Annotated in this window: 22 protein-coding genes and 1 riboswitch; of the genes, 16 read left to right on the top strand and 6 right to left on the bottom strand. The window is 70.0% G+C overall.

Going from position 1 to position 20,887, the window contains the following annotated elements:
* The first annotated feature begins 61 nt into the window (after positions 1–61).
* From AMK58_RS21260 to AMK58_RS21235, 6 genes are all read left to right on the top strand, one after another.
* Positions 62–742 carry a TorD/DmsD family molecular chaperone gene (locus AMK58_RS21260; protein ID WP_035677895.1) on the top strand — a complete coding sequence of 227 codons (681 nt, stop codon included), beginning with the start codon at positions 62–64 and terminating at the stop codon, positions 740–742.
* On the top strand, positions 732–956 hold the full coding sequence (locus AMK58_RS21255) for a twin-arginine translocation signal domain-containing protein (protein WP_035677897.1): 225 nt from the start codon (positions 732–734) through the stop codon (positions 954–956). Before AMK58_RS21260 ends, AMK58_RS21255 begins: the two co-directional genes overlap by 11 nt.
* A gap of 28 nt (positions 957–984) precedes the next feature.
* Positions 985–3,903, top strand: coding sequence for a formate dehydrogenase subunit alpha (locus AMK58_RS21250; RefSeq protein ID WP_059399384.1), 2,919 nt, complete (start codon positions 985–987; stop codon positions 3,901–3,903).
* 25 nt (positions 3,904–3,928) lie between these two features.
* Positions 3,929–4,564 carry a formate dehydrogenase FDH3 subunit beta gene (gene fdh3B / locus AMK58_RS21245; protein WP_035677902.1) on the top strand — a complete coding sequence of 212 codons (636 nt, stop codon included), beginning with the start codon at positions 3,929–3,931 and terminating at the stop codon, positions 4,562–4,564.
* 160 nt (positions 4,565–4,724) lie between these two features.
* Positions 4,725–5,729 (top strand): formate dehydrogenase subunit gamma, encoded by a 1,005-nt coding sequence (locus tag AMK58_RS21240; protein WP_051140550.1) that lies wholly within the window; start codon positions 4,725–4,727, stop codon positions 5,727–5,729.
* A 74-nt stretch (positions 5,730–5,803) separates the two neighbouring features.
* Positions 5,804–7,087 carry an acetylornithine deacetylase/succinyl-diaminopimelate desuccinylase family protein gene (locus tag AMK58_RS21235; protein WP_035677903.1) on the top strand — a complete coding sequence of 428 codons (1,284 nt, stop codon included), beginning with the start codon at positions 5,804–5,806 and terminating at the stop codon, positions 7,085–7,087.
* Between the two features lie 15 nt (positions 7,088–7,102).
* On the opposite strand, the gene AMK58_RS21230 is transcribed toward AMK58_RS21235, so the two are convergent.
* Entirely contained in the window at positions 7,103–8,827 is a 1,725-nt protein-coding gene (locus AMK58_RS21230) for a DUF5672 family protein (protein WP_051140551.1), read from the bottom strand.
* A 127-nt stretch (positions 8,828–8,954) separates the two neighbouring features.
* A riboswitch (TPP riboswitch) is annotated at positions 8,955–9,084 on the top strand.
* Between the two features lie 74 nt (positions 9,085–9,158).
* Between AMK58_RS21230 and AMK58_RS21225 the strand changes: the two genes are divergently transcribed.
* From AMK58_RS21225 to AMK58_RS21200, 6 genes are read left to right on the top strand one after another with little or no spacing between them, the layout of a single operon-like run.
* Positions 9,159–10,250, top strand: a complete 1,092-nt coding sequence (locus AMK58_RS21225; RefSeq protein WP_035677906.1) for a LuxE/PaaK family acyltransferase — start codon at positions 9,159–9,161, stop codon at positions 10,248–10,250.
* The gene (locus AMK58_RS21220; protein ID WP_035677909.1) at positions 10,235–11,698 is read left to right on the top strand and encodes an acyl-CoA reductase; all 1,464 of its coding nucleotides are present in this window, start codon (positions 10,235–10,237) and stop codon (positions 11,696–11,698) included. The genes AMK58_RS21225 and AMK58_RS21220 overlap by 16 nt, the downstream gene beginning before the upstream one ends.
* Before the next feature lie 10 nt (positions 11,699–11,708).
* Positions 11,709–12,479, top strand: coding sequence for an ABC transporter ATP-binding protein (locus AMK58_RS21215; RefSeq protein WP_059399383.1), 771 nt, complete (start codon positions 11,709–11,711; stop codon positions 12,477–12,479).
* Positions 12,479–13,225 carry an ABC transporter permease gene (locus AMK58_RS21210; protein ID WP_035677911.1) on the top strand — a complete coding sequence of 249 codons (747 nt, stop codon included), beginning with the start codon at positions 12,479–12,481 and terminating at the stop codon, positions 13,223–13,225. Before AMK58_RS21215 ends, AMK58_RS21210 begins: the two co-directional genes overlap by 1 nt.
* 7 nt (positions 13,226–13,232) lie before the next feature.
* Complete coding sequence (locus AMK58_RS21205) at positions 13,233–14,210, top strand: ABC transporter substrate-binding protein (protein ID WP_035677913.1); 978 nt, start codon at positions 13,233–13,235, stop codon at positions 14,208–14,210.
* Positions 14,211–14,227: 17 nt separating this feature from the next.
* Entirely contained in the window at positions 14,228–14,995 is a 768-nt protein-coding gene (locus AMK58_RS21200) for a 3-oxoacyl-ACP reductase (protein ID WP_035677915.1), read from the top strand.
* Positions 14,996–15,017: 22 nt separating this feature from the next.
* On the opposite strand, the gene AMK58_RS21195 is transcribed toward AMK58_RS21200, so the two are convergent.
* The 5 genes from AMK58_RS21195 to AMK58_RS30615 form a co-directional block, all read right to left on the bottom strand.
* Positions 15,018–15,224, bottom strand: coding sequence for a DUF6494 family protein (locus AMK58_RS21195; protein WP_035677918.1), 207 nt, complete (start codon positions 15,222–15,224; stop codon positions 15,018–15,020).
* 81 nt (positions 15,225–15,305) lie between these two features.
* Entirely contained in the window at positions 15,306–15,734 is a 429-nt protein-coding gene (locus AMK58_RS21190; protein ID WP_051140553.1) for a diheme cytochrome c, read from the bottom strand.
* Positions 15,735–15,758: 24 nt separating this feature from the next.
* On the bottom strand, positions 15,759–16,181 hold the full coding sequence (locus AMK58_RS21185; protein WP_059399382.1) for a DUF1924 domain-containing protein: 423 nt from the start codon (positions 16,179–16,181) through the stop codon (positions 15,759–15,761).
* Positions 16,178–16,717 carry a hypothetical protein gene (locus AMK58_RS21180; RefSeq protein ID WP_059399381.1) on the bottom strand — a complete coding sequence of 180 codons (540 nt, stop codon included), beginning with the start codon at positions 16,715–16,717 and terminating at the stop codon, positions 16,178–16,180. Before AMK58_RS21180 ends, AMK58_RS21185 begins: the two co-directional genes overlap by 4 nt.
* Entirely contained in the window at positions 16,704–16,859 is a 156-nt protein-coding gene (locus tag AMK58_RS30615) for a hypothetical protein (protein ID WP_155903588.1), read from the bottom strand. The genes AMK58_RS21180 and AMK58_RS30615 overlap by 14 nt, the downstream gene beginning before the upstream one ends.
* Positions 16,860–17,014: 155 nt before the next feature.
* Here AMK58_RS30615 and AMK58_RS21175 point away from each other — a divergent pair, with 155 nt between their 5' ends.
* The 4 genes from AMK58_RS21175 to chrA all read left to right on the top strand — a co-directional run bounded on the left by AMK58_RS21175 (position 17,015) and on the right by chrA (position 20,866).
* Positions 17,015–17,371, top strand: a complete 357-nt coding sequence (locus AMK58_RS21175) for a PepSY domain-containing protein (RefSeq protein WP_035677922.1) — start codon at positions 17,015–17,017, stop codon at positions 17,369–17,371.
* A gap of 5 nt (positions 17,372–17,376) precedes the next feature.
* Positions 17,377–18,036 carry a response regulator gene (locus tag AMK58_RS21170; protein WP_035677938.1) on the top strand — a complete coding sequence of 220 codons (660 nt, stop codon included), beginning with the start codon at positions 17,377–17,379 and terminating at the stop codon, positions 18,034–18,036.
* Positions 18,033–19,382, top strand: coding sequence for a sensor histidine kinase (locus AMK58_RS21165; protein ID WP_059399380.1), 1,350 nt, complete (start codon positions 18,033–18,035; stop codon positions 19,380–19,382). The genes AMK58_RS21170 and AMK58_RS21165 overlap by 4 nt, the downstream gene beginning before the upstream one ends.
* Positions 19,383–19,474: 92 nt before the next feature.
* Positions 19,475–20,866, top strand: a complete 1,392-nt coding sequence (chrA, locus tag AMK58_RS21160; protein ID WP_059399379.1) for a chromate efflux transporter — start codon at positions 19,475–19,477, stop codon at positions 20,864–20,866.
* Positions 20,867–20,887 lie beyond the last annotated feature (21 nt).

The raw sequence follows: 20,887 nt of genomic DNA, 5'->3' as shown, positions 1-20,887 counted from the left end.
CTGTTGTCCCTGATGAGCCGGACCTTGACCGGCCACGGGAAAGGCGAAGCGGGGCAAAGGCATGGCGGAAACGGCCATCATCGACGACGCGGATCGGCTGCGGGCGCAGGCGTACGGCCTGCTGGCCCATCTGTTGGCGCGCCCGCCGTCGCGCGACCTGCTGGCCACGGTCGGCGCTCTGGACGGGGACGGTTCGCCGCTGGGCCGGGCCATCAGCGATCTGGCCGCACGCGCCCGCACGCTCGCCGACGCTCCGGATGGCGAACACCGGGCCGAGCGCGAGTATCATGAGCTGTTCCTCGGGGTGACGCGGGGCGAGCTCGTTCCCTTCGCCTCCTACTACCGCACCGGATTCCTGATCGACCGGCCGCTGGCCCGCCTGCGCGAAGACATGCAGGCGCTGGGCATCGAGCGCGCTCCGGGCGTCAGCGAGCCCGAGGACCACATCGCCGCCATCGTCGAGATCATGGGCGCGCTGGCCGCCGGGACCGTCGGGACGACGGACGGCGAGCCGGACCTGCCGCGCCAGAAGCGCTTCTTCGAGCGCCACCTCGCCCCGTGGGCGGGCCGCTTCTTCCAGGATCTGGAGGAGGCGTCGGCGGCGCATCTCTACCGGCCCCTGGGCACCTTCGGGCGGCTGTTCCTGGACATCGAGACCAACGCCTTCGCGATGATCGCCGACGCCTCTTCGGCGTCGGCTCGCGGGGCCGACCAGCGGGAGGGCACGTTCCATGCACCGTGACGACAGCCGGAACGATGGTGGCCAAAAGAAAGCCGGGCTGGAACGCCGCAGCCTGCTGAAGGGCCTCGGCCTGGGTGCGGCGGGGGCCGCCGCCGCGGCCGCGACCCTGCGGGCCGCCCCAGCGGAGGCGATGGATCCGGGACCGGAGGAGATGAGGTCCCGCTACCGCGACAACGACCATGTGAAGCGTTTCTACGCGCTGAACCGACTCTGACCGCGACTTTGATCCAGAGGGCCGTCCCATGCTCGTCAAGCGCAACGCCGGAACCGCCGCCACCCGCGCCTCCCTTGCCCGCCGCCTGAACGGACTGTCCGCGGGCACCGCCGGGCTGGGGGAAACCGTCGACCGCCGCGGCTTCCTGAAGACCTCCGGCCTCGCCGCCGGGGGCATGGCGGCGCTGGGCGCGCTGCCCGCCGCGATGATTCAAAAGGCCGAGGCCGGGCCGACCCTGCCCAACGTCGAGGTCGTCACCCGCAAGAACATCTGCACCCACTGCTCCGTCGGCTGCACAGTGATCGCGGAGGTGCAGAACGGCGTCTGGACCGGGCAGGAACCGGGCTGGGAAAGCCCGATCAGCCAGGGTGCGCACTGCGCCAAGGGCGCCTCGGTGCGCGAGCTGACCAAGGGCGAGCGGCGGGTGAAATACCCGATGAAGCTGGTCGACGGCCAGTGGCAGCGCATCTCCTGGGACCAGGCCATCGAGGAGATCGGCAACAAGCTGCTGGAGATCCGCCAGCAGTCCGGGCCAGACGCCACCTTCTGGCTGGGCTCCGCCAAATTCTCCAACGAGGGCGCCTATCTGTTCCGCAAGCTGGCGGCCTTCTGGGGAACCAACAACGTCGATCATCAGGCGCGCATCTGCCACAGCACCACGGTCGCCGGGGTGGCGAACACCTGGGGCTACGGCGCGATGACCAACAGCTACAACGACATCCAGAATTCCAAGGCGCTGCTGATCATCGGCGGCAACCCGGCGGAGGCCCACCCCGTCTCGCTGCCGCACATGCTGCGCGGCAAGGAGCACAACCGCGCCCCCTTCATCGTCATCGACCCGCGCTTCACCCGCACCGCCGCTCACGCCACCGACTATGTGCGCATCCGTCCCGGCACCGACATCCCGGTCACCTGGGGCATCCTCTGGCACATCTTCGAGAACGGTTGGGAGGACAAGGAATACATCCGCCAGCGCGTCTACGGCATGGACGAGATCCGCGCCGAGGTGAAGAAGTGGGACCCCGCCACGGTGGAGAAGGTCAGCGGCGTGCCCGGCGAGCAGCTCTACCGCGTGGCGGAGGCGCTGGCGAAGAACCGGCCGTCAACGGTGATCTGGTGCATGGGCATCACCCAGAAGACCACCGGCACCGCCAACGTCCGCGCCCTGTCGATCCTGCAGCTGGCGCTGGGCAACATCGGGGTGGCCGGCGGCGGGGCGAACATCTACCGTGGCCACTGCAACGTGCAGGGCGCCACCGACTTCGGGCTCGACGTCTCCACGCTGCCGTCCTACTACGGGCTGGCGGAGGGGGCGTGGAAGCATTTCTGCCGCGTCTGGGACGTCGATTACGACTGGATGAAGGCCCGCTTCTCCTCCAAGGAGCTGATGGAGGCCAAGGGCATCCCGACCACCCGCTGGTTCGATGGCGTCACCTACAAGCCGGAGGAGATCCAGCAGCCGTCGCCGCTGAAGGCCATGGTCGTCTTCGGCCACGGCGGCAACACCGTCACCCGCATGCCGGAGATGCTGAAGGGGCTGGAGCAGCTGTCCCTGCTGGTCATCGCCGACCCGCACCCGACCACCTTCGCCGCCTTCAAGGAGCGCCGGAACGGCACCTACATCCTGCCGGCCTGCACCCAGTTCGAGACGGACGGCTCGCGCACCTGCTCCAACCGGTCGATGCAGTGGGGCGAGAAGGTCGTGGAGCCGATCTTCGAGTCCAAGGACGACTACACCATCATGTATCTGATGGCCCGCAAGTTCGGCTTCGCCGACGAGATGTTCAAGCACATCACGGTGGAGGAGACCCGCCCGGTGCCCGAGGACATCCTGCGCGAGATCAACCGCGGCTGCCTGTCCACCGGCTACACCGGCCAGTCGCCGGAGCGGCTGAAGATGCATATGAAGCATCAGGCCGATTTCGACAAGATCACCATGCAGGCGACCAGCGGGCCGGTGAAGGGGGAGTATTACGGCCTGCCCTGGCCCTGCTGGGGCCATCCGGAGCTTCGCCACCCCGGCTGCGCGGTGCTCTACGACACCTCCAAGCATGTGATGGAGGGCGGCGGGGTCTTCCGCGCCCGTTTCGGGGTGGAGCGCAACGGCGTCAGCCTGCTCGCCGACGGCTCCTACTCCAAGGGGTCGGAGATCGAGGACGGCTATCCTGAATTCACCATGGCGATGCTGAGGAAGCTGGGCTGGGACAAGGACCTGACGGCGGAGGAGATGCGCGTCATCCAGGCCATCGGCGGCGACAAGACCGACGAGGTGAGCTGGCAGACCGACCTGTCCATGGGCATCATCCGCGTCGCGCTGAAGCATGGATGTTCGCCTCACGGCAACGCCAAGGCCCGCGCCGTCGCCTGGAACCTGCCCGACCCGGTGCCGCTGCACCGCGAGCCGATCTACTCCCCGCGGCCGGAGTTGGTGAAGGAGTATCCGGCAATCGAGGACCGGCGCGACTTCCGCCTGCCGCAGCTCGCCCGCTCGCTCCAGTTCAAGATTGCGGACAGCGACATCCGCCAGCGCTTCCCCTTCATCCTGACCTCCGGACGGCTGGTCGAGTATGAGGGCGGCGGCGAGGAGACGCGTTCCAACCCCTGGCTGGCCGAGTTGCAGCAGACGATGTTCGTGGAGATCAACCCCAGGGACGCCGAGCGGCTGGGCATCCGCGACGGCGGCATGGTCTGGGTCTACGGGCCGGAAGACAACTCGAAGGCGCGGATGCGCGCGCTGGTGACCGAACGCATCGGCGCCGGCACGGTGTTCATGCCCTTCCACTTCTCCGGCTACTGGCAGGGCAACAGCCTGCGGGAGAACTACCCGCCCGGCACCGATCCCATCGTCCTGGGCGAGCCGGCCAACGGGGTGACGACCTACGGCTACGACCCCATGACCTTCATGCAGGAAACCAAGGTGACGCTGTGCCGCGTCGAGCCGGCCTGACGCGCCGCAAGGAGGACACGAGACCATGGCCCGCATGAAATTCCTGTGCGACGCGGAACGCTGCATCGAGTGCAACGCCTGCGTCACCGCCTGCAAGAACGAGCACGAGATCCCCTGGGGCATCAACCGCCGCCGCGTCATCACGCTGAAGGACGGCGTGCCGGGCGAGCGCTCGATTTCCATGGCCTGCATGCATTGCAACGACCCACCCTGCGCGGCGGTCTGCCCGGTGGACTGCTTCTACCAGACGGCGGACGGCGTGGTGCTGCACTCCAAGGACCTGTGCATCGGCTGCGGCTACTGCTTCTACGCCTGCCCCTTCGGCGCGCCGCAGTACCCGCAATCGACCAACTTCGGCGGGCGCGGCAAGATGGACAAATGCACCTTCTGCGCCGGCGGTCCGGAACCAGACAACTCGGTGGAGGAGTACCAGAAATACGGCGCCCACCGTCTGGCCGAGGGCAAGCTGCCGCTCTGCGCGGAGATGTGCTCCACCCGCGCGCTGATGGCCGGCGACGGCGATGTCCTGGCCGACATCTACAAGGAGCGGACGGTGCGCCGCGGCTATGGCTCCGGCGCCTGGGGCTGGACCACCGCCTACCGGGAGAACGACCGCGGCCGCGCCGTCGGTCCGGGCCGCGAGGGCACCGGCGGAAGCTGAGGGGGAGTGGGAGTGATGCCCCCTCCCTAACCCTCCCCCGCTGGCGCGGTGGAGGGGACCATTCTCCCTCCCCTGCGAAGCGGGGGAGGGCCGGGGTGGGGGCAAACGCCCTCCGATCGCGCACCCCGCAAAGCGCATTTTCTCCAGGGAAGGACGCGCCATGACGAAGCTCCTGCGCCCCCTGCTGGTCCTGGTCGTTCTGCTGCTCGCCGCCCCGGCGGTGCAGGCGCAGTTCTACCAGACGCCGGGGCCGAACTCGCCGACCTCGAAGGACGAGGTGCAGCTCTACCAGACGCCGGACGGCAAGCTGTCCGGGCGGGTCAGCATTCCCGACGCGAAGCTGGGCGTGCTGGTCCAGCCGGAGGGGCGGGAATGGCGCGAGTTCCGCATGGTCTGGCTGAAGATCATCGCCGGCGCGCTGATCCTGGGGCCGATCGCGGCGCTGGGAATCTTCTACCTGATCCGCGGCACCATCCGCATCCAGGGCGGCCGGTCGGGGCGCCAAGTGCCGCGCTTCAGCGGTCTGGACCGCTTCGCCCACTGGACCACGGCGGTCAGCTTCCTGCTGATGGCGCTGACCGGGCTGATCCTGACCTTCGGGCGCCTGCTGCTGATCCCGCTGATCGGCCACCCGAACTTCACGATGCTGGCCGAGGCCAGCAAGTACATGCACAATTTCTTCAGCGTCCCCTTCGTCTTCGGTCTGCTGATGATCTTCGTGCTGTGGGTGCGCGACAACATCCCGGAGAAGGCCGATTTCGTCTGGCTGAAGACGCTCGGCGGCGTGCTGAGCAAGTCCGGCGAGCATCCGGAGGCCGGGCGCTTCAACGCCGGCCAGAAGGGCGTCTTCTGGGCGGTGGTGTTCGGCGGCTTCGCGCTGTCGCTCACCGGCTACCTGCTGATGATGCCCTTCGCCGTCACCGGGATCGGCGGCATGCAGATTCTCCATGTGGCGCACGGGGTGGTGGCGGCGCTGATGATCGCGCTGATCATCGGGCACATCTACATCGGCACCATCGGCATGGAGGGCGCCTTCGACGCCATGGGCCGCGGCGTGGTGGACGAGAACTGGGCCAAGGACCATCACCGCCGCTGGTACGAGGAGCAGCTCCGCAACGGGCAGGCCGATCCGGACGGGCGGCTGCGGCATCACGCGGCGGAGTGAGGCGCGGAACCTCTCGACAGGCGCGCCGGCATGACCGATCCTTCCGCACAACCAATTGTGCGCAGGGGGGAGGCATGCCGCTCGACCACCGGGAGTCGCTGTTCCGCCGCATCGCGGAGCGGCGCGACGACCTCGTCGCGCTGACCCGCGACCTGATCCGCATCCCCACCGTGAACCCGCCCGGCGACGTCTACACCGACTGCGCGGAGTTTCTCGGGCGCCGGCTGGCCGGGCGTGGCTTCGCCGTGGAGTATGTGCGGGCCGACGGCGCGCCGGGCGACAGCGACCGCTACCCGCGCACCAACGTGATCGCCCGCATCGAGGGGCGCGAGCCCGGCCCCTGCGTGCATTTCAACGGCCACATCGACGTGGTGCCCGCCGGCCAGGGCTGGACGGTCGATCCCTTCGAAGGCGTGGTGAAGGACGGGCGCGTCTACGGCCGCGGCGCCTGCGACATGAAGGGCGGCATCGCCGCGTCGGTCATCGCCGTGGAAGCGATTTTGGAGGCGGGCATCCCCTTCCCCGGCGCTCTGGAAATCTCCAGCACGGTGGACGAGGAGTCCGGCGGCTACGGCGGGGTCGGGCATCTCGCCAAACTCGGCTATTTCTCGCGCCCGCGGGTGGACCACGTCATCATTCCGGAACCGCTGAACGTGGACCGCGTGTGCATCGGTCACCGCGGCGTCTGGTGGGCGGAGATCGAGACGAAGGGCCGCGTCGCCCACGGCTCCATGCCCTTCCTCGGCAACTGCGCGGTGCGCCACATGGGGGCCGTGCTGCACCGGATCGAGACGGAACTGATCCCCCGCTTGGCCGCCAAGCGCACCGCCATGCCGGTGGTCCCGGAGGGGGCGCGGCAGTCCACCCTGAACATCAACGCCATCCATGGCGGCCAGCCCGAGGATCACGGCGGCCTGCCCAGCCCGATGGTGCCCGACCGCTGCCGCATGGTCATCGACCGCCGCTACCTGATCGAGGAGGACCCGGAAGAGGTGCGGGCGGAGATCGTCGGCATCCTGGAGGATCTGCGCCGCGAGCGCCCCGGCTTCGAGTACGAGCTGCGCGAAGTGCTGGCCTTCCTGCCCACCCTGACCGACGCCGACGCGCCGGTGGTGCGGGCGGTGGGCGCGGCCATCGAGACGGTGCTGGGACGCCCGGCGGCGCAGGTAGTGTCCCCCGGCACCTACGACCAGAAGCACATCGCACGGGTTGGGCATCTGAAGGACTGCATCGCCTACGGCCCCGGCATCCTCGACCTCGCCCACCAGCCGGACGAGTATGTGGGCATCGACGACATGGTCCATTCCGCGCAGGTCATGGCGATGGCCGCCCTGTCGCTGCTGCGGCGGGAGGTGTAGGGGGAAGAGCGCCGCCTACTTCCAGGTGACCCGGCCGCCGACCTCCTCGGCGATGAAGTCCGCCCAGCGTTCGCGGTCGCCCAGGAGGTTCGCCGGGAAATAGTCGTTCAGCTCCACGGCCTGCCAGCGGTAGCCGGGACGGTTGAAGAGGTCGCTGCCTTCCGCCAGGAAGCGGGGCACGTCGATGCCGTCGAGGATGTCGTCGCGGTTCAGCTCCTGGTGCGAGAAGCTTTGGATCTTGTGCCGGATGGCGGCGTCGTCGCCGATGTAGGAGAAATGCCAGCCCGCGTGCGGCAGGATGTCCACATAAGCGGGACGGGTCTCGGGGGTGTAGCGGTCCAGCGTGCCGCGGCTCTCGCGGATCTGCTGCGGCGTGGTCATCCGGGCCATCAGCCCGCGGACGGCGACGGGGAAGACCGAGAAGTTCTCGCCCTCCACGTTCATGAAATTGACCTTGAAGTAGAACAGCGGCACGCGGAACCCCGCGATCATCGCCGGGCTGTCGCGCAGCGACGCGACCGAGCGGGCGCGCAGGATCTCGTCCACGTCCGAAATGATGACGATGTCGTCCGACTCCACCTTGTCCAGCCCGAGCGCGATGGCGTTCCGTTGCGCCCGCTCGCGCACCCAGGGATTGTCGGTTTCCGGGAAGTCGGGGGCGACGATCAGCTTGACCTTGTCGAGGAAGGGCAGGAAGCGGTCGCGTTCCTCCATGAAATGCAGCGGCTTGGGCGCGCCGGTGAAGGTCTGCTTGGCCTCGACGATCACGAATTGGTCGACCGTGTCGTACAGCTCGCGGAAGCGCAGCTCCAGAAGGTCGAGTTCGTTGTGGAAGGTAAAGCAGTCGTAGATTTTCGGCTGGCGGCGCTGCGGCGTGGCCACCGCCGGCCAGCGCGACCCCGGCGCCGCCGTCGTCTGCACGGCATCGGCCAGGGCCAGCACATAGTCCCGCTGCACACCGCTCGTCCATTCGGTGATCTGGGAGCGCAGGACCGTCTCGTCCCGCCGCGCCACCAGCTTGCGGACCATGGAGGCGAAGGGGGCCTTGCGTCCGGACAGCGCGAGGCTGGTCATCAGGTCGGTGTAGTCGCGCCGGTCGAGGAGCGGGCCGTCCATGACCTCGATACGTTCCTCCAGCGCGCGGTCCCCCAGCACCTTGCCGAAGTTGAACAGGCCGTGGAAGCCGAAGGCCGGTCCCGGCACCGGCATCCGCTCGAAGGCGAAGCGGTCGGCCACCGCTTCCGGGGCGAAGCGGATGCCGGCCTTCTCCAGCGCCGGGCGCTCGGTTCGGCAAATAATGTGGTCCTCGGGGATGCCGGCTTCGAAGGGCAGGTCGCGCAGCCGGTCGAGCAGGGCGGCGGAGCGCAGGGAGAAGCCGCCGTTCCCCACCGTCATGCCGTCGTCGTACCAGCCCCAGCGGGCGCCGATGTAGTCGAAGGCGCGGAACTCCTCCGTCCAGGCCTGCGGGTCGGCGATGAAGCCGTCCCACTGCGCGATCAGCACATGTTTCGTCGTCACCAGCCGGCGCAGGCGGACGTTGATGGTGTCCGAATAGTCGTCGATGTCGTTGATCGGGGCGATGCGGTGGAAGTCGACGCCGGAAATCTTCGGGTCGCGGTCGGAGAGCAGCAGGACGCTGGAGAAGCGGCAGGCGGCGATGCTGTCCCGGATGGCCATCTCGACCAGGGCGTGGTTCGCCGTGTCGGCGAACACCAGCGTGCAGTCCTCGATCCTCACCATGCCGTTCCCCGTTCTGCCGCCGGCGTCGGCCGCCCGCGGGCGCGGATCCTATCACGGCGGTTGTGGGGCTGCCACGGGCGGAGCGCCGGTCATCCTTGACGGGCGGGGGCCGGTCCCTTAGCTTGCGAAGTGTTCCCTGGGGGGCCTCGCTAGGAGGCTGAGACTCCGCCGGTCCGGCGCTTTCATCCGGACAACGCGGTGACCCATCGAACCTGATCCGGGTCATACCGGCGTAGGGACGGGACTGAAGGGCGGCACGGCGTACCCCCATTCCATCCAGACACCGCTTGTCCCGGCAACAGTTTGCTGGCGTTGCAAAAGGTGTGCGGACGTGACCGAAGCCCGACTTGTCGAAGAGCTGCTGGCCTTCATCGCCGCCGGAGAGGCGGACGAGGAGGCGTTCAACCGCATGGCGCTGGCCGTCTTCGCCCACCAGTTCGAGACCAACGCCCCCTACCGCCGCTTCGCCACCCAGCGGGCGCGCACCCTGCGCACGGTGAAGAGCTGGCGCGACGTGCCCGCCGTGCCGATCAGCGTCTTCAAGGATTTGACGCTGAGCGGACGCCCGCCGGAGGAATGCCCGCACGTCTTCATGACCAGCGGCACCACCAAGGGCGTGCGGGGCAAGAGCCACCACCCGACGCTGGCGGTCTACGACCGCTCGATGACCGTCAATTTCCGCCGCCGTTTCATGGGTGAATGGGACCGGCTGCGCATGGGCATCCTGTTCCCGACCGAGCAGGCGATGCCCAACTCCTCGCTCGCCCATTATCTGGCGTTGGCCAAGAGCGACTTCGGGACGACGGAGAGCCGCTATCTCATCACCGACGCCGGGCTGGACGTGGACGGGGCCATCGCCGAGCTGTCCCGCGCCGAGGAAACCGGCGAACCCTACGCCCTGCTGGGGGCGAGCTTCAGCGTCGTGCATCTGATGGACGCGCTGGCCGAGCGGGGGCGGAGCTTCGCTCTGCCGGCGGGCAGCCGCATCCTCGACACCGGCGGCTTCAAGGGCCAGTCGCGGGAGATGGCGGCGGAGGAGTTCTACAGCCGCCTGTCCGCCACCTTCGGCGTGCCGCGCCGGCTGTGCATCAACATGTACGGCATGACGGAGCTGAGCACCCAGTTCTACGACGACGGCAACGAGAGCTGTCCGTCGGTGAAGTCCGGCCCGCACTGGATCCGCAGCCGGGTCATCAACCCGCTGACCGGGCAGGAGGTGCCGCGCGGCAGCGTCGGCGTGCTGGTTCATCACGATCTGGCCCATTTCAACTGCGCCTCGGCCATCCTGACCGAGGACGCGGGGGTGGAGGTGGACGGCGGCTTCCAGCTTCTCGGCCGGGCTGACGGGGCGGACGCCAAGGGCTGCTCCATGGCGGTCGAGGACTTCCTCAAAGCGGCGCAGGCCCAATGGCCGTTGGCTTGATGGAGCGCGCCGGGCATCTGCCGGGACTGCCCGCCGACGCGGTGGAGTGGCGGACGCTGACCTTCCGGCGCGGCGCCGAGACGCTCGACGTGGCGGTGCCGGTGCTGAGCGAGGCGCAGATCGCCGAACTGGCGGCGCGGGTGCGGACGAACGTGCGGACCTATTTGCAAAGCCGCACCGTCGCGGAGATCGCCGCCGCCATCGACCGCGCCGTCGCCCGGCTGCTCGACCGCGACGACCCGTGGCGGCAAAAGGCGGAACGGCTGCTGCCGCTGGTTACCGGCTACGACGCCGAGATGGTCCGGCTGGGGCTGACCGGCTATCTGAAGACCTTCCGCGGGCCGGAGCTTCGGAAATTCGTCGCGGAGGATTTCGCCAACCCGGCGGTGCTCGACGATTTCCAGCCGATGCCCAAGGGCGGCTTCGCCCGCGCCTTCGGGCCGGAGCTGCTGCTGCATGTCTGGGCGGGCAACGTGCCGGGCCTGCCGCTGTGGAGCCTGATTTCCGGCCTGCTGGTCAAGGCCGGCACGGTCGGCAAGCTGCCGAGCGCCGAGCCGCTGTTCGCCGGCTGGTTCGCGCAAATCCTGGCGGAGATCGACCCGCAACTGGCCGATTGCATCGCCATCGTCTGGTGGAAGGGCGGCGACGAGGCGGCGGAGCGCGCGTGGCTGGGCCGCGCCGACACGGTGGTCGCCTATGGCGGCAACGACGCGCTGGAGGCCATCCGGGCGCGGGTGCCGATCACCGCGCGCTTCCTGCCCTACGGCCACAAGATCAGCTTCGGCATGGTCGCCCGCTCCGCGCTCGACGCCGGAAAGGCGGGGCCGGCGGCGCGGCAGGCGGCCTACGACGTGGCGCGCTACGACCAGCAGGGCTGCTACTCGCCCCAGACCTTTTTCGTGGAGCGTGGCGGGCGGGTGTCGCCGCGCGAATTCGCCGGCTATCTGGCGCACGAGCTGGACGCGCTGGGCAGCAAGTTCCCGCGCCGCCCCCTGTCGATGGGCGAGGCGGGCAGCGTCGCGTCCTGGCGCAACGCGGAGGAGACGAAGGGCTTCGCCGACCCCAGCCGCGCCCTGCTGGGCGATCCGGCGGGAAGCTGGGCCGTCGCCTACACCGACGCGGCGGACGGCCTCTCGCCATGCGGGCTGAACCGCACGGTGACGGTGGTGGCGGTGGACCGGCTGGCCGATGCGGTGCCGGGGCTTGCGCCCTACCGCGCCTTCCTCCAGACCGTTGGCATTGCCGCCGCGCCGGAGGAGCTGTTCGCTCTGGCTGGGGCGCTGGGGGCCGTGGGGGTGACGCGCCTCTGCGCGCTCGGCCGCATGACCGCGCCGGAGGCGGGCTGGCACCATGACGGGCGGTTCAACCTGCTGGACCTCGTCACCATGACCGAGATCGAGGGCTCGGCGGAACGGGCGGCGGACACCTTCGCCCCCTACACGGATTGAGGCGCCGGCCATGAGCTTCGTCAGCATCGAACAGGCCGGCTACGGCGTCCCGAGCGGCGGCACCATCCTGGACCGCGTCGACTGGACCATCGGGGAGGGCGAGTTCCATGCGCTGGTCGGGCGCAGCGGCTGCGGCAAGACGACCCTGCTGAAGCTGGTCGCCGGCCTGCTGGCCCCCTCGACCGGAACCGTCCGCATCCAGGGGGAGCCGGTGCGGGGGCCGGGCGCCCAGGTCGGCTTCGTCTTCCAGGCGCCGACGCTGCTGGAGTGGCGGACCGTGCTCGACAACCTGCTGCTGCCGGTGTCGCTGACGCGCCGCCCGCAGCCGGCGGACCGCCGCAAGGCGGAGGAACTGCTGGACCTCGTCGGCCTGACCGGCCTCGAAGGGCGCTACCCCAGCCAATTGTCAGGCGGGCAGCAGAGCCGCGTCGCGCTGGCCCGCGCGCTGGTCACCGAGCCGCCGCTGCTCCTGCTCGACGAACCCTTCGCCGCGCTCGACGCCATCACGCGGGAGGAGTTGCAGAACGATCTGCTGAAGCTCTGCGTCCGGCATCGCACCACCGTGCTGTTCGTCACCCACGACATCGCGGAGGCGGTCTATCTGGCCGACCGGGTGGCGGTGATGGAGGGCGGGCGCCTGCGCCACGCCCTGCCGGTGCCGCTGGCCCGCCCACGCGGGCGCGACGTGCGCTACAGCCCGCGCTTCAACGCCCTGTGCCTGGAGCTGCGCCACGCCATGGACGGCTCGCAATCCGGCGTGGCGCTGGAGCGCGCGTCGTGATGGTCCGCATCGCCTCCGCCCTGCTGCTCGTCCTGCTGCTGGCCGGGTGGGAGGTCTATTGCCGGGTGGCGGGGGTGTCGGCGCTGGTCGTGCCGCTGCCCTCGGCGGTGCTGCGCACGCTGTGGGACGGGTTGGCCGGCGGCTATCTGCTGCCGCACATTTGGGTGACGACGGCGGAGATGGCGATGGGCCTCGCCGCCGGCTGCACCATCGGCTTCCTCGCCGGGGTGCTGCTGGCCGAGGTGCCGATGCTGCGCCGCCTGTTCTACCCCTACATCCTCGCCAGCCAAGTGGTGCCGAAGCTGGCGCTGGGGCCGCTGTTCATCGTCTGGTTCGGCTTCGGCATGACCTCCACCGTCGTCATCACGGCGCTGATCTGCTTCTTCCCGCTGCTGGAAAACACCATGACCGGGCTTCAGCAGGTCGATCCCAACAAGCGGGAGCTGTTCCGGATGCTGCGGGCGACGCGCCTGCAAACCCTGCTGCGCCTGAAGATCCCCTCCGGCCTGCCGGTGATCCTGGCGGGCCTGCGCGTCGCCGTGGTGCTGGCGCTGGTCGGCGCCGTCGTCGGCGAGTTCATCGGGGGCCGGCAGGGGCTGGGCGCCTCGATCATCGCGGCGCAGGGGATGATGGATTCGACCATGATGTTCGCCCTGTTCATCGTCATCACGGTGCTGGGCATGATCGTTTATCAGGCCGCCGCCGGGCTCGAACGGTGGCTGCTGCGCCGTCCGTGGAAAGGATAATCACACGATGTTCGGGTTCCTGCGCACTTTGGGTGCCGTCGCCGTTTCCGCCCTGCTCCTGTCTTCCCCCGCGCTGGCGCTCGACAAGGTGACCGTGGCGGGCTGGAGCCAGCCGATCAGCGAGATCACCAACCTGCTGGCCGAGCCGGACAAGGGCTTCTTCAAGGCCAAGGGGATCGATCTCGGCTATGTGCCGGGGACCGGCGGCGGCTCGGCCATCCAGAACATGCTGACCGGTCAGGCCGACGTGGCCTTCACCGACCCGGCCTCCTTCTACCTGGCGCTCGACAAGGGCGAGAAGCTGATCGCCATCTACAACATCTACCCGCAGAACGTCTTCAACGTGGTGTCGCCGAAGGAGCGCAACATCACCAAGCCCGAAGACCTCAAGGGCAAGCGCATCGGCGTCTACAGCCTGTCCAGCGGCACCCGCCAGAACCTCCAGGTGCTTCTGCATCAGGTGGGGCTGAGCGAGAAGGACGTGACCATCGAGGTGACCGGACTGCTGAACTTCGCCCCCGTCATCCAGGGTCAGGTGGACGCCACCGCGGCGACCGACACCGGTCTGCATGTGGGGATGCAGAAGGGGCTGAAGGACATCAACGTCATCGAGGTCAAGGACACGCTGAACCTGCCCTCCGACATCTTCGTGGTGACGGAGGAGACCTACCGTACGAAGAAGGACGTTCTGAAGCGCTTCCTCGCCGGCTACCGCGACAGCGCCGCCTGGATGATCGCCGAGCCGGAGGAGGCCGCCCGCCTCGCCGTGACCCGCGCCATCAACGGCCGCGACGAGGCCACCAACCTCGCCATCATCAAATTGCGCAACGCCTCCAGCGTGTCGGAGACGACCAAGGCCAAGGGCCTCGGCCATTTCGATCCGGCGCTGATGCAGAAGGGGGCGGACACCTTCAAGCAGCTCGGCCTGATTGGGACGGACCTCGACATGGGCACGCTGGTCCGGTCCGACCTGATCCCCGAGTAAGGAAGGCTTGGCCCGCCATGGATTTCCGCGACAAGACCGTCCTCGTCACCGGCGCCAGCCGCGGCATCGGTGCGGCCATCGCCAAGGCCTTCGCGGCGGAGGGGGCGGCGGTCGCCGTCAACTACCTCCAGAATGCGGACGCCGCCGAGGCGGTGGCGTCGGCCTGCCGGGAAGCCGGTGGCGACGCCTGGGCGGTCCAGGCCGACGTGACCGACGCCGACGCGGTGACCCGCATGGTCGAGCGCACGGCGGAGGAGTTCGGCAAGATCGACGTAGTGGTCAACAACGCCTTCCGCCCCTACGCCTTCGACCCTGAGAAGCGCAAGCTGTTCTGGGACACCGAGTGGGCGGATTACCGGGGGCAGGTGGATGGGGCGCTGCTCGGCACCTACAACGTCTGCCGGGCGGTGCTGCCGGTGATGCGGCGGCGGCCGGGCGGCAGCATCGTGAACATGGCGACCGACCTCGTCGCCCGGCCCACCGTGCCCTATCACGACTACACGACGGCCAAGGCGGCGCTGGTCGGATTCAGCCGCAATCTGGCGGCCGAGCTGGGGCCGCTGGGCATCCGCGTCAACTGCGTGGCGCCGGGGCTGGTCTACCCCACCGACGCCAGCCGGGCGACGAAGGAGGACGTCAAGGACGCCATCGTCGCCCAGACCCCGCTGCGCCGCATCGCCACGCCGGAGGACGTGACCGGCCCGGTGCTGTTCCTGGCGTCCGGCTGGAGCCGTTTCATGACCGGGCAGGTGCTGTATGTGGACGGGGGGCTGGTGATGGGGTGAGTGGTTGCGTTGGGTTCTCCCACTACTCCAACGCGATCTCCCCCTTGATCTCATGCTCCAGCCCGATGCCCTCGATGGTCAGCACGACGCGGGCCTGGAGCGTCTCGTTGCCCTTCAGCTTGCCGGCCTCGATCGCTTCGCTCACGGCGCGCTCGATCTCGCGCTGCGAGGTGACGCCGACGACCTTCAGGTATTTCCGGATGCCCATGTTGAAGGTGTCGTGGTCCATGATGCTCCTCCCTCTCTGATCGCTCCCGAGAACAACCGTCGCGGCAACGCTTTGTCCCGCCCGATCAGTCGTCGTCCCCGATCAGTCGTCATAGAGTCCGCGGGCGGCGTCGCGGTGGCAGGCTTCGCAGTTGGCCTTGGACAGCACGTCCTTGCGCAGCCAGACCTCCGGGCGGAAGCCGTGCTCGCGCAGCCACCAGCGCTGTTCGGTGATGCGCAGCAGCGCGGGGTCGCCGCGCCCGGCGGCGTTGCCGGTCAGATAGGCGCGGATCTCCGCCGCCGGGCCGGGCGGCAGGCTGGCCTTCTCGCCGAAATGGTCGTCCAGCCCGTCCATGATCCGTGTCCAGCTTCCCGCCGGCAGCAGGCCGGGCTGGAAGGCCATATGGCATTCGCCGCATTCCTTGCGGGTGGCGTCGTTGGTGACGGGCCGGACGCGCTCGAACTCGTTGGCCGATGCGGGCGCGCCGGACAGCAGAAGCAGGACGGTCGCGGCGGCGAGGCGGCGGGGCATGGCGGGACTCCTCATTGGCCAGCCTTATTGACCGGCGAGATAGGTGATGAAGTCGCCCTTCTCCTGCGCCGTGCAGGCGCGGCCGAGGACGTTGGGGCAATCGCGGTCGAAGCGCTTTTCCACCTCCGCGGGGTCGGTGAAGCGCTTGGGGTTGGCGGAGACGGCCATCGGCTCGATCCCGCGCCCGGTCCGCTGGTGGCGACCCTGGGCGGTCGGGTCGGGGGTGTGGCAGGCGGCGCAGGCGTTGGTCTCCGGCTTGCCCCCGCCGTGCGGGCCGAGATAGAGCGCGCGCCCGCGCTCGGCGGAAAAGCCGGCGAAGGCGGGCGATTGCGCCTTCGCCTGGGCGGCATAGCCGTCGAGGAGGGCGGTGCGCGCCGGGTTCGGGGCGGCGGCGATGGCCGCGCCCACGGCGAAGACGGCCAGCGTGGGCAGGACGAAGCGGATCATGGGGCGATGACCTCGTGTCGGATGTTGGAGCGGGCGCGCCAGCCGGCGACTTTCTTCAGGCCGAGCAGCGCGACGACCAGGGCGACATGGGCCAGCACGACGGGCAGGGAAAACTCGCCCAGCGCCTCGTGCAGCTTTTCCATCGGGACGAAGACGTCGGCGACCGCCCCGCTGAGGGCGGCGGCGCCCACGACGGCCAGCAGCGCCAGCGCCATCCAGGCGAGCAGCGGGCTGCGCTGCCCCCAGGCCCGCGCGTCGCCCGAAGCCACCCGGCGCAGCCAGTCCAAGGTCGCGGCCTGGGAGGGGCGGGGCAGGCGTAGCGGCCCCACCGGCATCAGCACCCCGGCCAGAAGCCGCACCGCCAGCGCGGCCAGCGCCGTGTAGCCGGCGAACTGGTGCATGGCGTAGGTGTCCTCGTCCCCCGTCAGGTAGGCGACGATGAAGGCGCCCGACAGCGCGGCGTGGAAGGCGAACAGGAACAGCAGCCGACCCGGCGTGCGGCGCGTGTTCGTGGGGCGGGGTTCAGTCGATCCCATGATCGTTTCCCCCAACGGCGGCGGCCAGCGTCCAGGCGGCGCGGGTGACGCCGTCCCCGTTGGAGAAAGCCTGGAAGGCGAAGGCCGCCACGACGATGACGAGCGTCGCGGCGGCGGTGTGGGTCAGCATCCTGCGGATCATCGGTGGTCTCCAGTGCGGCGGGTTCGTTGCCACGGAGACTGCGCCGCCCACGCTGAACGGAGCCTGAGCGGCCCATTCAGGTGCCGTTCAGGCAGCGATGTGCTAACTGGGATTGTCTTCCCGTATGCCCGTCCGCCCGCCTGCCGGTTCCGACCATGAACGCCGTCCGCACCGCCCTGCTGTCCCTGATCCTCTTCACCGCCGCCCTCCCTGGCGCCACCCTGCCGGCGGGCGCCGACGACGACCGCGACCACGAGCGGGCGCGGGAGGCGTTCCGCTCGGGCCGGGCGCTGCCGCTGGAGGCCATCGTGGCCCGCGCGCAGGCCGATTTTCCCGGTGACATCCTGGACGTCGAGTTCGAGGATGAGGACGGGCAGATCGTCTACGAGATCAAGACCATCACCGCCGAAGGCCGCGTCCTGAAGCTGAAGTACGACGCCGCGACCGGCGACCTGCTGCGGGTGCGCGGGCGCAACGGGAAAGGCGAGGGCGGCCATCATGGGAAGAGGTGAGCGCCATGCGCCTGCTCGTCGTCGAGGATGATCCGGCGCTCGCCCGCCAGCTCGCCGAGCGGCTGGAGGGCGAGGGCTACGCCGTGGACCGCGCCGCCGATGGCGAGGAGGGGCAGTTTCTCGGCGAGACCGAACCCTACGACACCATCGTGCTCGACCTCGGCCTGCCGCGGGTCGACGGGCTGACGGTGCTGCGCTCCTGGCGCGCGCAGGGGATTGCGGCACCGGTCATCATCCTGACCGCCCGCGGCGCCTGGACGGAGAAGGTCCAGGGCATCGACGCCGGGGCCGACGACTATCTGGCGAAGCCCTTCAGCATGGAGGAGCTGCTGGCCCGCATCCGCGCGCTGATCCGCCGCTCCAAGGGCCACGCCTCGGCGGAGATCGCCTGCGGCGGGGTGGTGCTGGACACCCGCTCGGGCCGGGTCACGCTGGACGGGCAGACGGTCGAGCTGACCGGGCACGAGTTCCGCGTGCTCGATTACCTGATGCACCGCAAGGGGCAGCTCGTCTCCCGCACGGAGCTGACCGAGCACATCTACGCCCAGGATTTCGACCGCGATTCCAACACCATCGAGGTCTTCGTCGGCCGCCTGCGCCGCAAGCTGGGCGCCGACCTGATCAAGACCGTGCGCGGGCTCGGCTACAAGCTGGAGGCGCCGTGAGCGGGGGCGGGCGGCGGCTGACCGGGTCGCTGCGCTTCCGCCTGCTGGCCGGGGCGGCGGTGTGGATCGCGCTGGCCCTGGCGCTGGCCGGGCTGGTGCTGTCCGGCCTGTTCCGCGACCATGTGGCCCGCCGCTTCGAGGCGGAGCTGACCAACCATCTCGACCAGCTCGCCGCGCTGACCGAACTGGGGGCGGACGGCGTGCCGGTGCTGCGCCAGCCGCTCAGCGACCCGCGCTTCCGCCGGCCGCTGTCGGGGCTCTACTGGCAGGTCGGGCCGGGGGACGCGCCCGCCCTGCGCTCCCGCTCCCTGTGGGATGAGGCGCTGGCCCTGCCGCCGGACGAGGTCGCCGACGGCGACATCCACCGCCACAGCGTTGTCGGCCCCGCCGGACGCCAGCTGTCGGTGCTGGAGCGCGCCGTGACCCTCCCCAACGGAACGGCGCCCCTGCGCATGGCGGTGGCGCAGGACGAGGCGGAACTGCGGGCGGTGGTGGCCGACTTCAACCGGGTGCTCTGGCTGTCGCTGGGCGCGCTGGCGCTGGCGCTGATCGCCGCGGCGGTGGTCCAGGTGTCGGTGGGGCTGCGCCCGCTGGTGCGGCTGCGCGCCGAACTGGCCGCGGTGAGGGCCGGGCGCCGGAAGCGCTTCGGCGGCGACTCCCCGCGCGAGGTGCAGCCGCTGCTCGACGACCTGAACGCCCTGCTGGACCATTCGGAGGAGGTGGTGGTCCGGGCGCGGCTCCAGGCCGGCAACCTCGCCCACGCGCTGAAGACGAACCTCGCCGTGCTGGCGAACGAGGCGGAGGGGGAGGGGGCCGCCCGGCGGGTGGCGGAGATGCGCCGCCACATCGACCATCACATGGCCCGCGCCCGTGCCGCCGCCGCCCGCGGCCTGCCCGGCGTCGCCACACCGGTGGCCGACAGCGCCGGGGCGCTGGCGCGGGTCTTGGAGAAGCTTCAGGGCGGAGGACGGGTGACGGTCGCCGTACGCGTCCCGCGCGAGCATGTCTTCGCCGGAGAGCGCGCGGATCTCGACGAGATGCTGGGCAACCTGCTGGACAACGCCATGAAGTGGGCGGGGTCGCGGGTGGAGGTCGCGTCGCGGCTGGAGGCGGGCGGGATGCTGGCCGTGGTGATCGAGGACGACGGGCCGGGCCTGCCCGCCGACCGGCGGGACGCCGTGCTGGCCCCCGGCGTGCGGCTGGACGAAAGCACACCGGGCAGCGGTCTCGGCCTCGCCGTCGTGCGCGACGTGGCGCGGCTCTACGGCGGCGACCTGCGGCTGGGCGATTCGCCGCTCGGCGGGTTGCGGGTGGAGCTGGTGCTGCCGGCGGCGCCGCCGTCCTGACCGGCGCAAGAATTCCGTCACATTTCCGCGCTGGCGGCGGACCGTCCCTTGTGGTCTCAATGGCGCCCCTTCGCGTGCTCCGGAGACGATGCATGACCCAGACGGACAGCGCCAACCCACCCGGTGTGGACACCGCCGGCCACGGGGTAGGCCTGTGGGAGGCGGTGCGCGTCTGGGCGCGGGTCGCGGCGCTGAGCTTCGGCGGGCCGGCCGGCCAGATCGCCATGATGCACCGCGTGGTGGTGGACGAGAAGAGGTGGATCGGAGAGGAGCGGTTCCTCCACGCCCTGAACTACTGCATGCTGCTGCCGGGGCCGGAGGCGCAGCAGCTCGCCGTCTACATCGGCTGGCTGATGCACCGGACGGTGGGCGGGCTGATCGCCGGCGTCCTGTTCGTCCTGCCCGGCGCGCTGGCCATCATGGCGCTCAGCCTGCTCTACGCGACGCTGGGGCACACCGGGGCGGTGCAGGGGCTGTTCTTCGGGCTGAAGGCGGCCGTGCTCGCCGTCGTGCTGGAGGCGGTGGTCCGCGTCGGGCGGCGCACGCTGAAGAACGGGGCGATGGTCGCCCTGTCGGCGGCGGCCTTCCTGGCGATCTTCGCCTTCAATGTCCCGTTCCCGCTGATCATCCTGACCGCCGCCCTGATCGGGCTGGGTGGCGCGCGGCTGGGCGTTTCCGCCTTCCGGCCGATGCCGCACGGGCCGCATACGTCCACGCACGGGAGCAGCCTGCTGGGCGAGGGGACGCCGGACCACGCGCGCCCCTCCACCGCCTGGTCGCTGCGGGTCGGGGCGGTCTGCCTCGCCCTGTGGCTGGGGCCGGTGCTGGCGCTGCTGCTGACGCTGGGGCCGGACAACACGTTTACGGGCATCGCCGTCTTCTTCTCCAAGATGGCGGTGGTGACCTTCGGAGGCGCCTACGCCGTGCTGGCCTATGTGGCGCAGCAGGCGGTGGAAACCTACGGCTGGCTCCATCCCGGCGAGATGCTGGACGGGCTGGGCATGGCGGAGACGACGCCGGGACCGCTGATCATGGTGGTGCAGTTCGTCGGCTTCCTCGGCGCGCTGCGCGATCCGGGGGCGCTGCCGCCGCTGCTGGCCGGGGTGCTGGGCGGGCTGCTGACCACCTGGGTCACCTTCGTGCCCTGCTTCCTGTGGATTTTCCTCGGCGCGCCCTATGTGGAGGCGCTTCGCGGAAACCGGATGCTCGGCACCGCCCTGTCGGCGATCACCGCGGCGGTGGTCGGGGTGATCCTGAATCTTGCGCTGTGGTTCGCCCTGCACACGCTGTTCGCCCGGCTGGAGCCGGTGTCCGTCGCCGGCATGGCGCTTGACCTGCCCGTTCTCGCCAGCGTCAACCTGCCGGCGCTGGCGCTGACCGTGGCGGCGGTGCTGGCGGTGTTCCGCTTCAAGGCGGGGATGCTGCCCACCCTGGGCGCCTGCGCGCTGGCCGGGGTGGCGCTGCGCATGGCCGGGGTGGCGTAGAGGGAGCCCTACACCTTATAA

The organism is Azospirillum brasilense (assembly GCF_001315015.1).
GTDB classification, from domain to species: domain Bacteria; phylum Pseudomonadota; class Alphaproteobacteria; order Azospirillales; family Azospirillaceae; genus Azospirillum; species Azospirillum brasilense.
This window is presented reverse-complemented; position numbering and strand designations above follow the sequence as displayed.

Excerpts from the sequence above, each read along its gene's own strand:
- AMK58_RS21215 (WP_059399383.1), top strand. The coding sequence starts at position 11,709 with ATGAGCTTCGTCAGCATCGAACAGGCCGGCTACGGCGTCCCGAGCGGC.
- AMK58_RS21240 (WP_051140550.1), top strand. The coding sequence starts at position 4,725 with ATGACGAAGCTCCTGCGCCCCCTGCTGGTCCTGGTCGTTCTGCTGCTC.
- fdh3B (WP_035677902.1), top strand. The coding sequence starts at position 3,929 with ATGGCCCGCATGAAATTCCTGTGCGACGCGGAACGCTGCATCGAGTGC.
- AMK58_RS21185 (WP_059399382.1), bottom strand. The coding sequence starts at position 16,181 with ATGATCCGCTTCGTCCTGCCCACGCTGGCCGTCTTCGCCGTGGGCGCG.
- AMK58_RS21170 (WP_035677938.1), top strand. The coding sequence starts at position 17,377 with ATGCGCCTGCTCGTCGTCGAGGATGATCCGGCGCTCGCCCGCCAGCTC.
- AMK58_RS21230 (WP_051140551.1), bottom strand. The coding sequence starts at position 8,827 with ATGGTGAGGATCGAGGACTGCACGCTGGTGTTCGCCGACACGGCGAAC.
- AMK58_RS21220 (WP_035677909.1), top strand. The coding sequence starts at position 10,235 with ATGGCCGTTGGCTTGATGGAGCGCGCCGGGCATCTGCCGGGACTGCCC.
- AMK58_RS21235 (WP_035677903.1), top strand. The coding sequence starts at position 5,804 with ATGCCGCTCGACCACCGGGAGTCGCTGTTCCGCCGCATCGCGGAGCGG.
- AMK58_RS21255 (WP_035677897.1), top strand. The coding sequence starts at position 732 with ATGCACCGTGACGACAGCCGGAACGATGGTGGCCAAAAGAAAGCCGGG.
- AMK58_RS21200 (WP_035677915.1), top strand. The coding sequence starts at position 14,228 with ATGGATTTCCGCGACAAGACCGTCCTCGTCACCGGCGCCAGCCGCGGC.
- AMK58_RS21190 (WP_051140553.1), bottom strand. The coding sequence starts at position 15,734 with ATGCCCCGCCGCCTCGCCGCCGCGACCGTCCTGCTTCTGCTGTCCGGC.
- AMK58_RS30615 (WP_155903588.1), bottom strand. The coding sequence starts at position 16,859 with ATGATCCGCAGGATGCTGACCCACACCGCCGCCGCGACGCTCGTCATC.
- AMK58_RS21210 (WP_035677911.1), top strand. The coding sequence starts at position 12,479 with ATGGTCCGCATCGCCTCCGCCCTGCTGCTCGTCCTGCTGCTGGCCGGG.
- AMK58_RS21175 (WP_035677922.1), top strand. The coding sequence starts at position 17,015 with ATGAACGCCGTCCGCACCGCCCTGCTGTCCCTGATCCTCTTCACCGCC.
- AMK58_RS21205 (WP_035677913.1), top strand. The coding sequence starts at position 13,233 with ATGTTCGGGTTCCTGCGCACTTTGGGTGCCGTCGCCGTTTCCGCCCTG.
- AMK58_RS21260 (WP_035677895.1), top strand. The coding sequence starts at position 62 with ATGGCGGAAACGGCCATCATCGACGACGCGGATCGGCTGCGGGCGCAG.
- AMK58_RS21195 (WP_035677918.1), bottom strand. The coding sequence starts at position 15,224 with ATGGACCACGACACCTTCAACATGGGCATCCGGAAATACCTGAAGGTC.
- chrA (WP_059399379.1), top strand. The coding sequence starts at position 19,475 with ATGACCCAGACGGACAGCGCCAACCCACCCGGTGTGGACACCGCCGGC.
- AMK58_RS21250 (WP_059399384.1), top strand. The coding sequence starts at position 985 with ATGCTCGTCAAGCGCAACGCCGGAACCGCCGCCACCCGCGCCTCCCTT.
- AMK58_RS21180 (WP_059399381.1), bottom strand. The coding sequence starts at position 16,717 with ATGGGATCGACTGAACCCCGCCCCACGAACACGCGCCGCACGCCGGGT.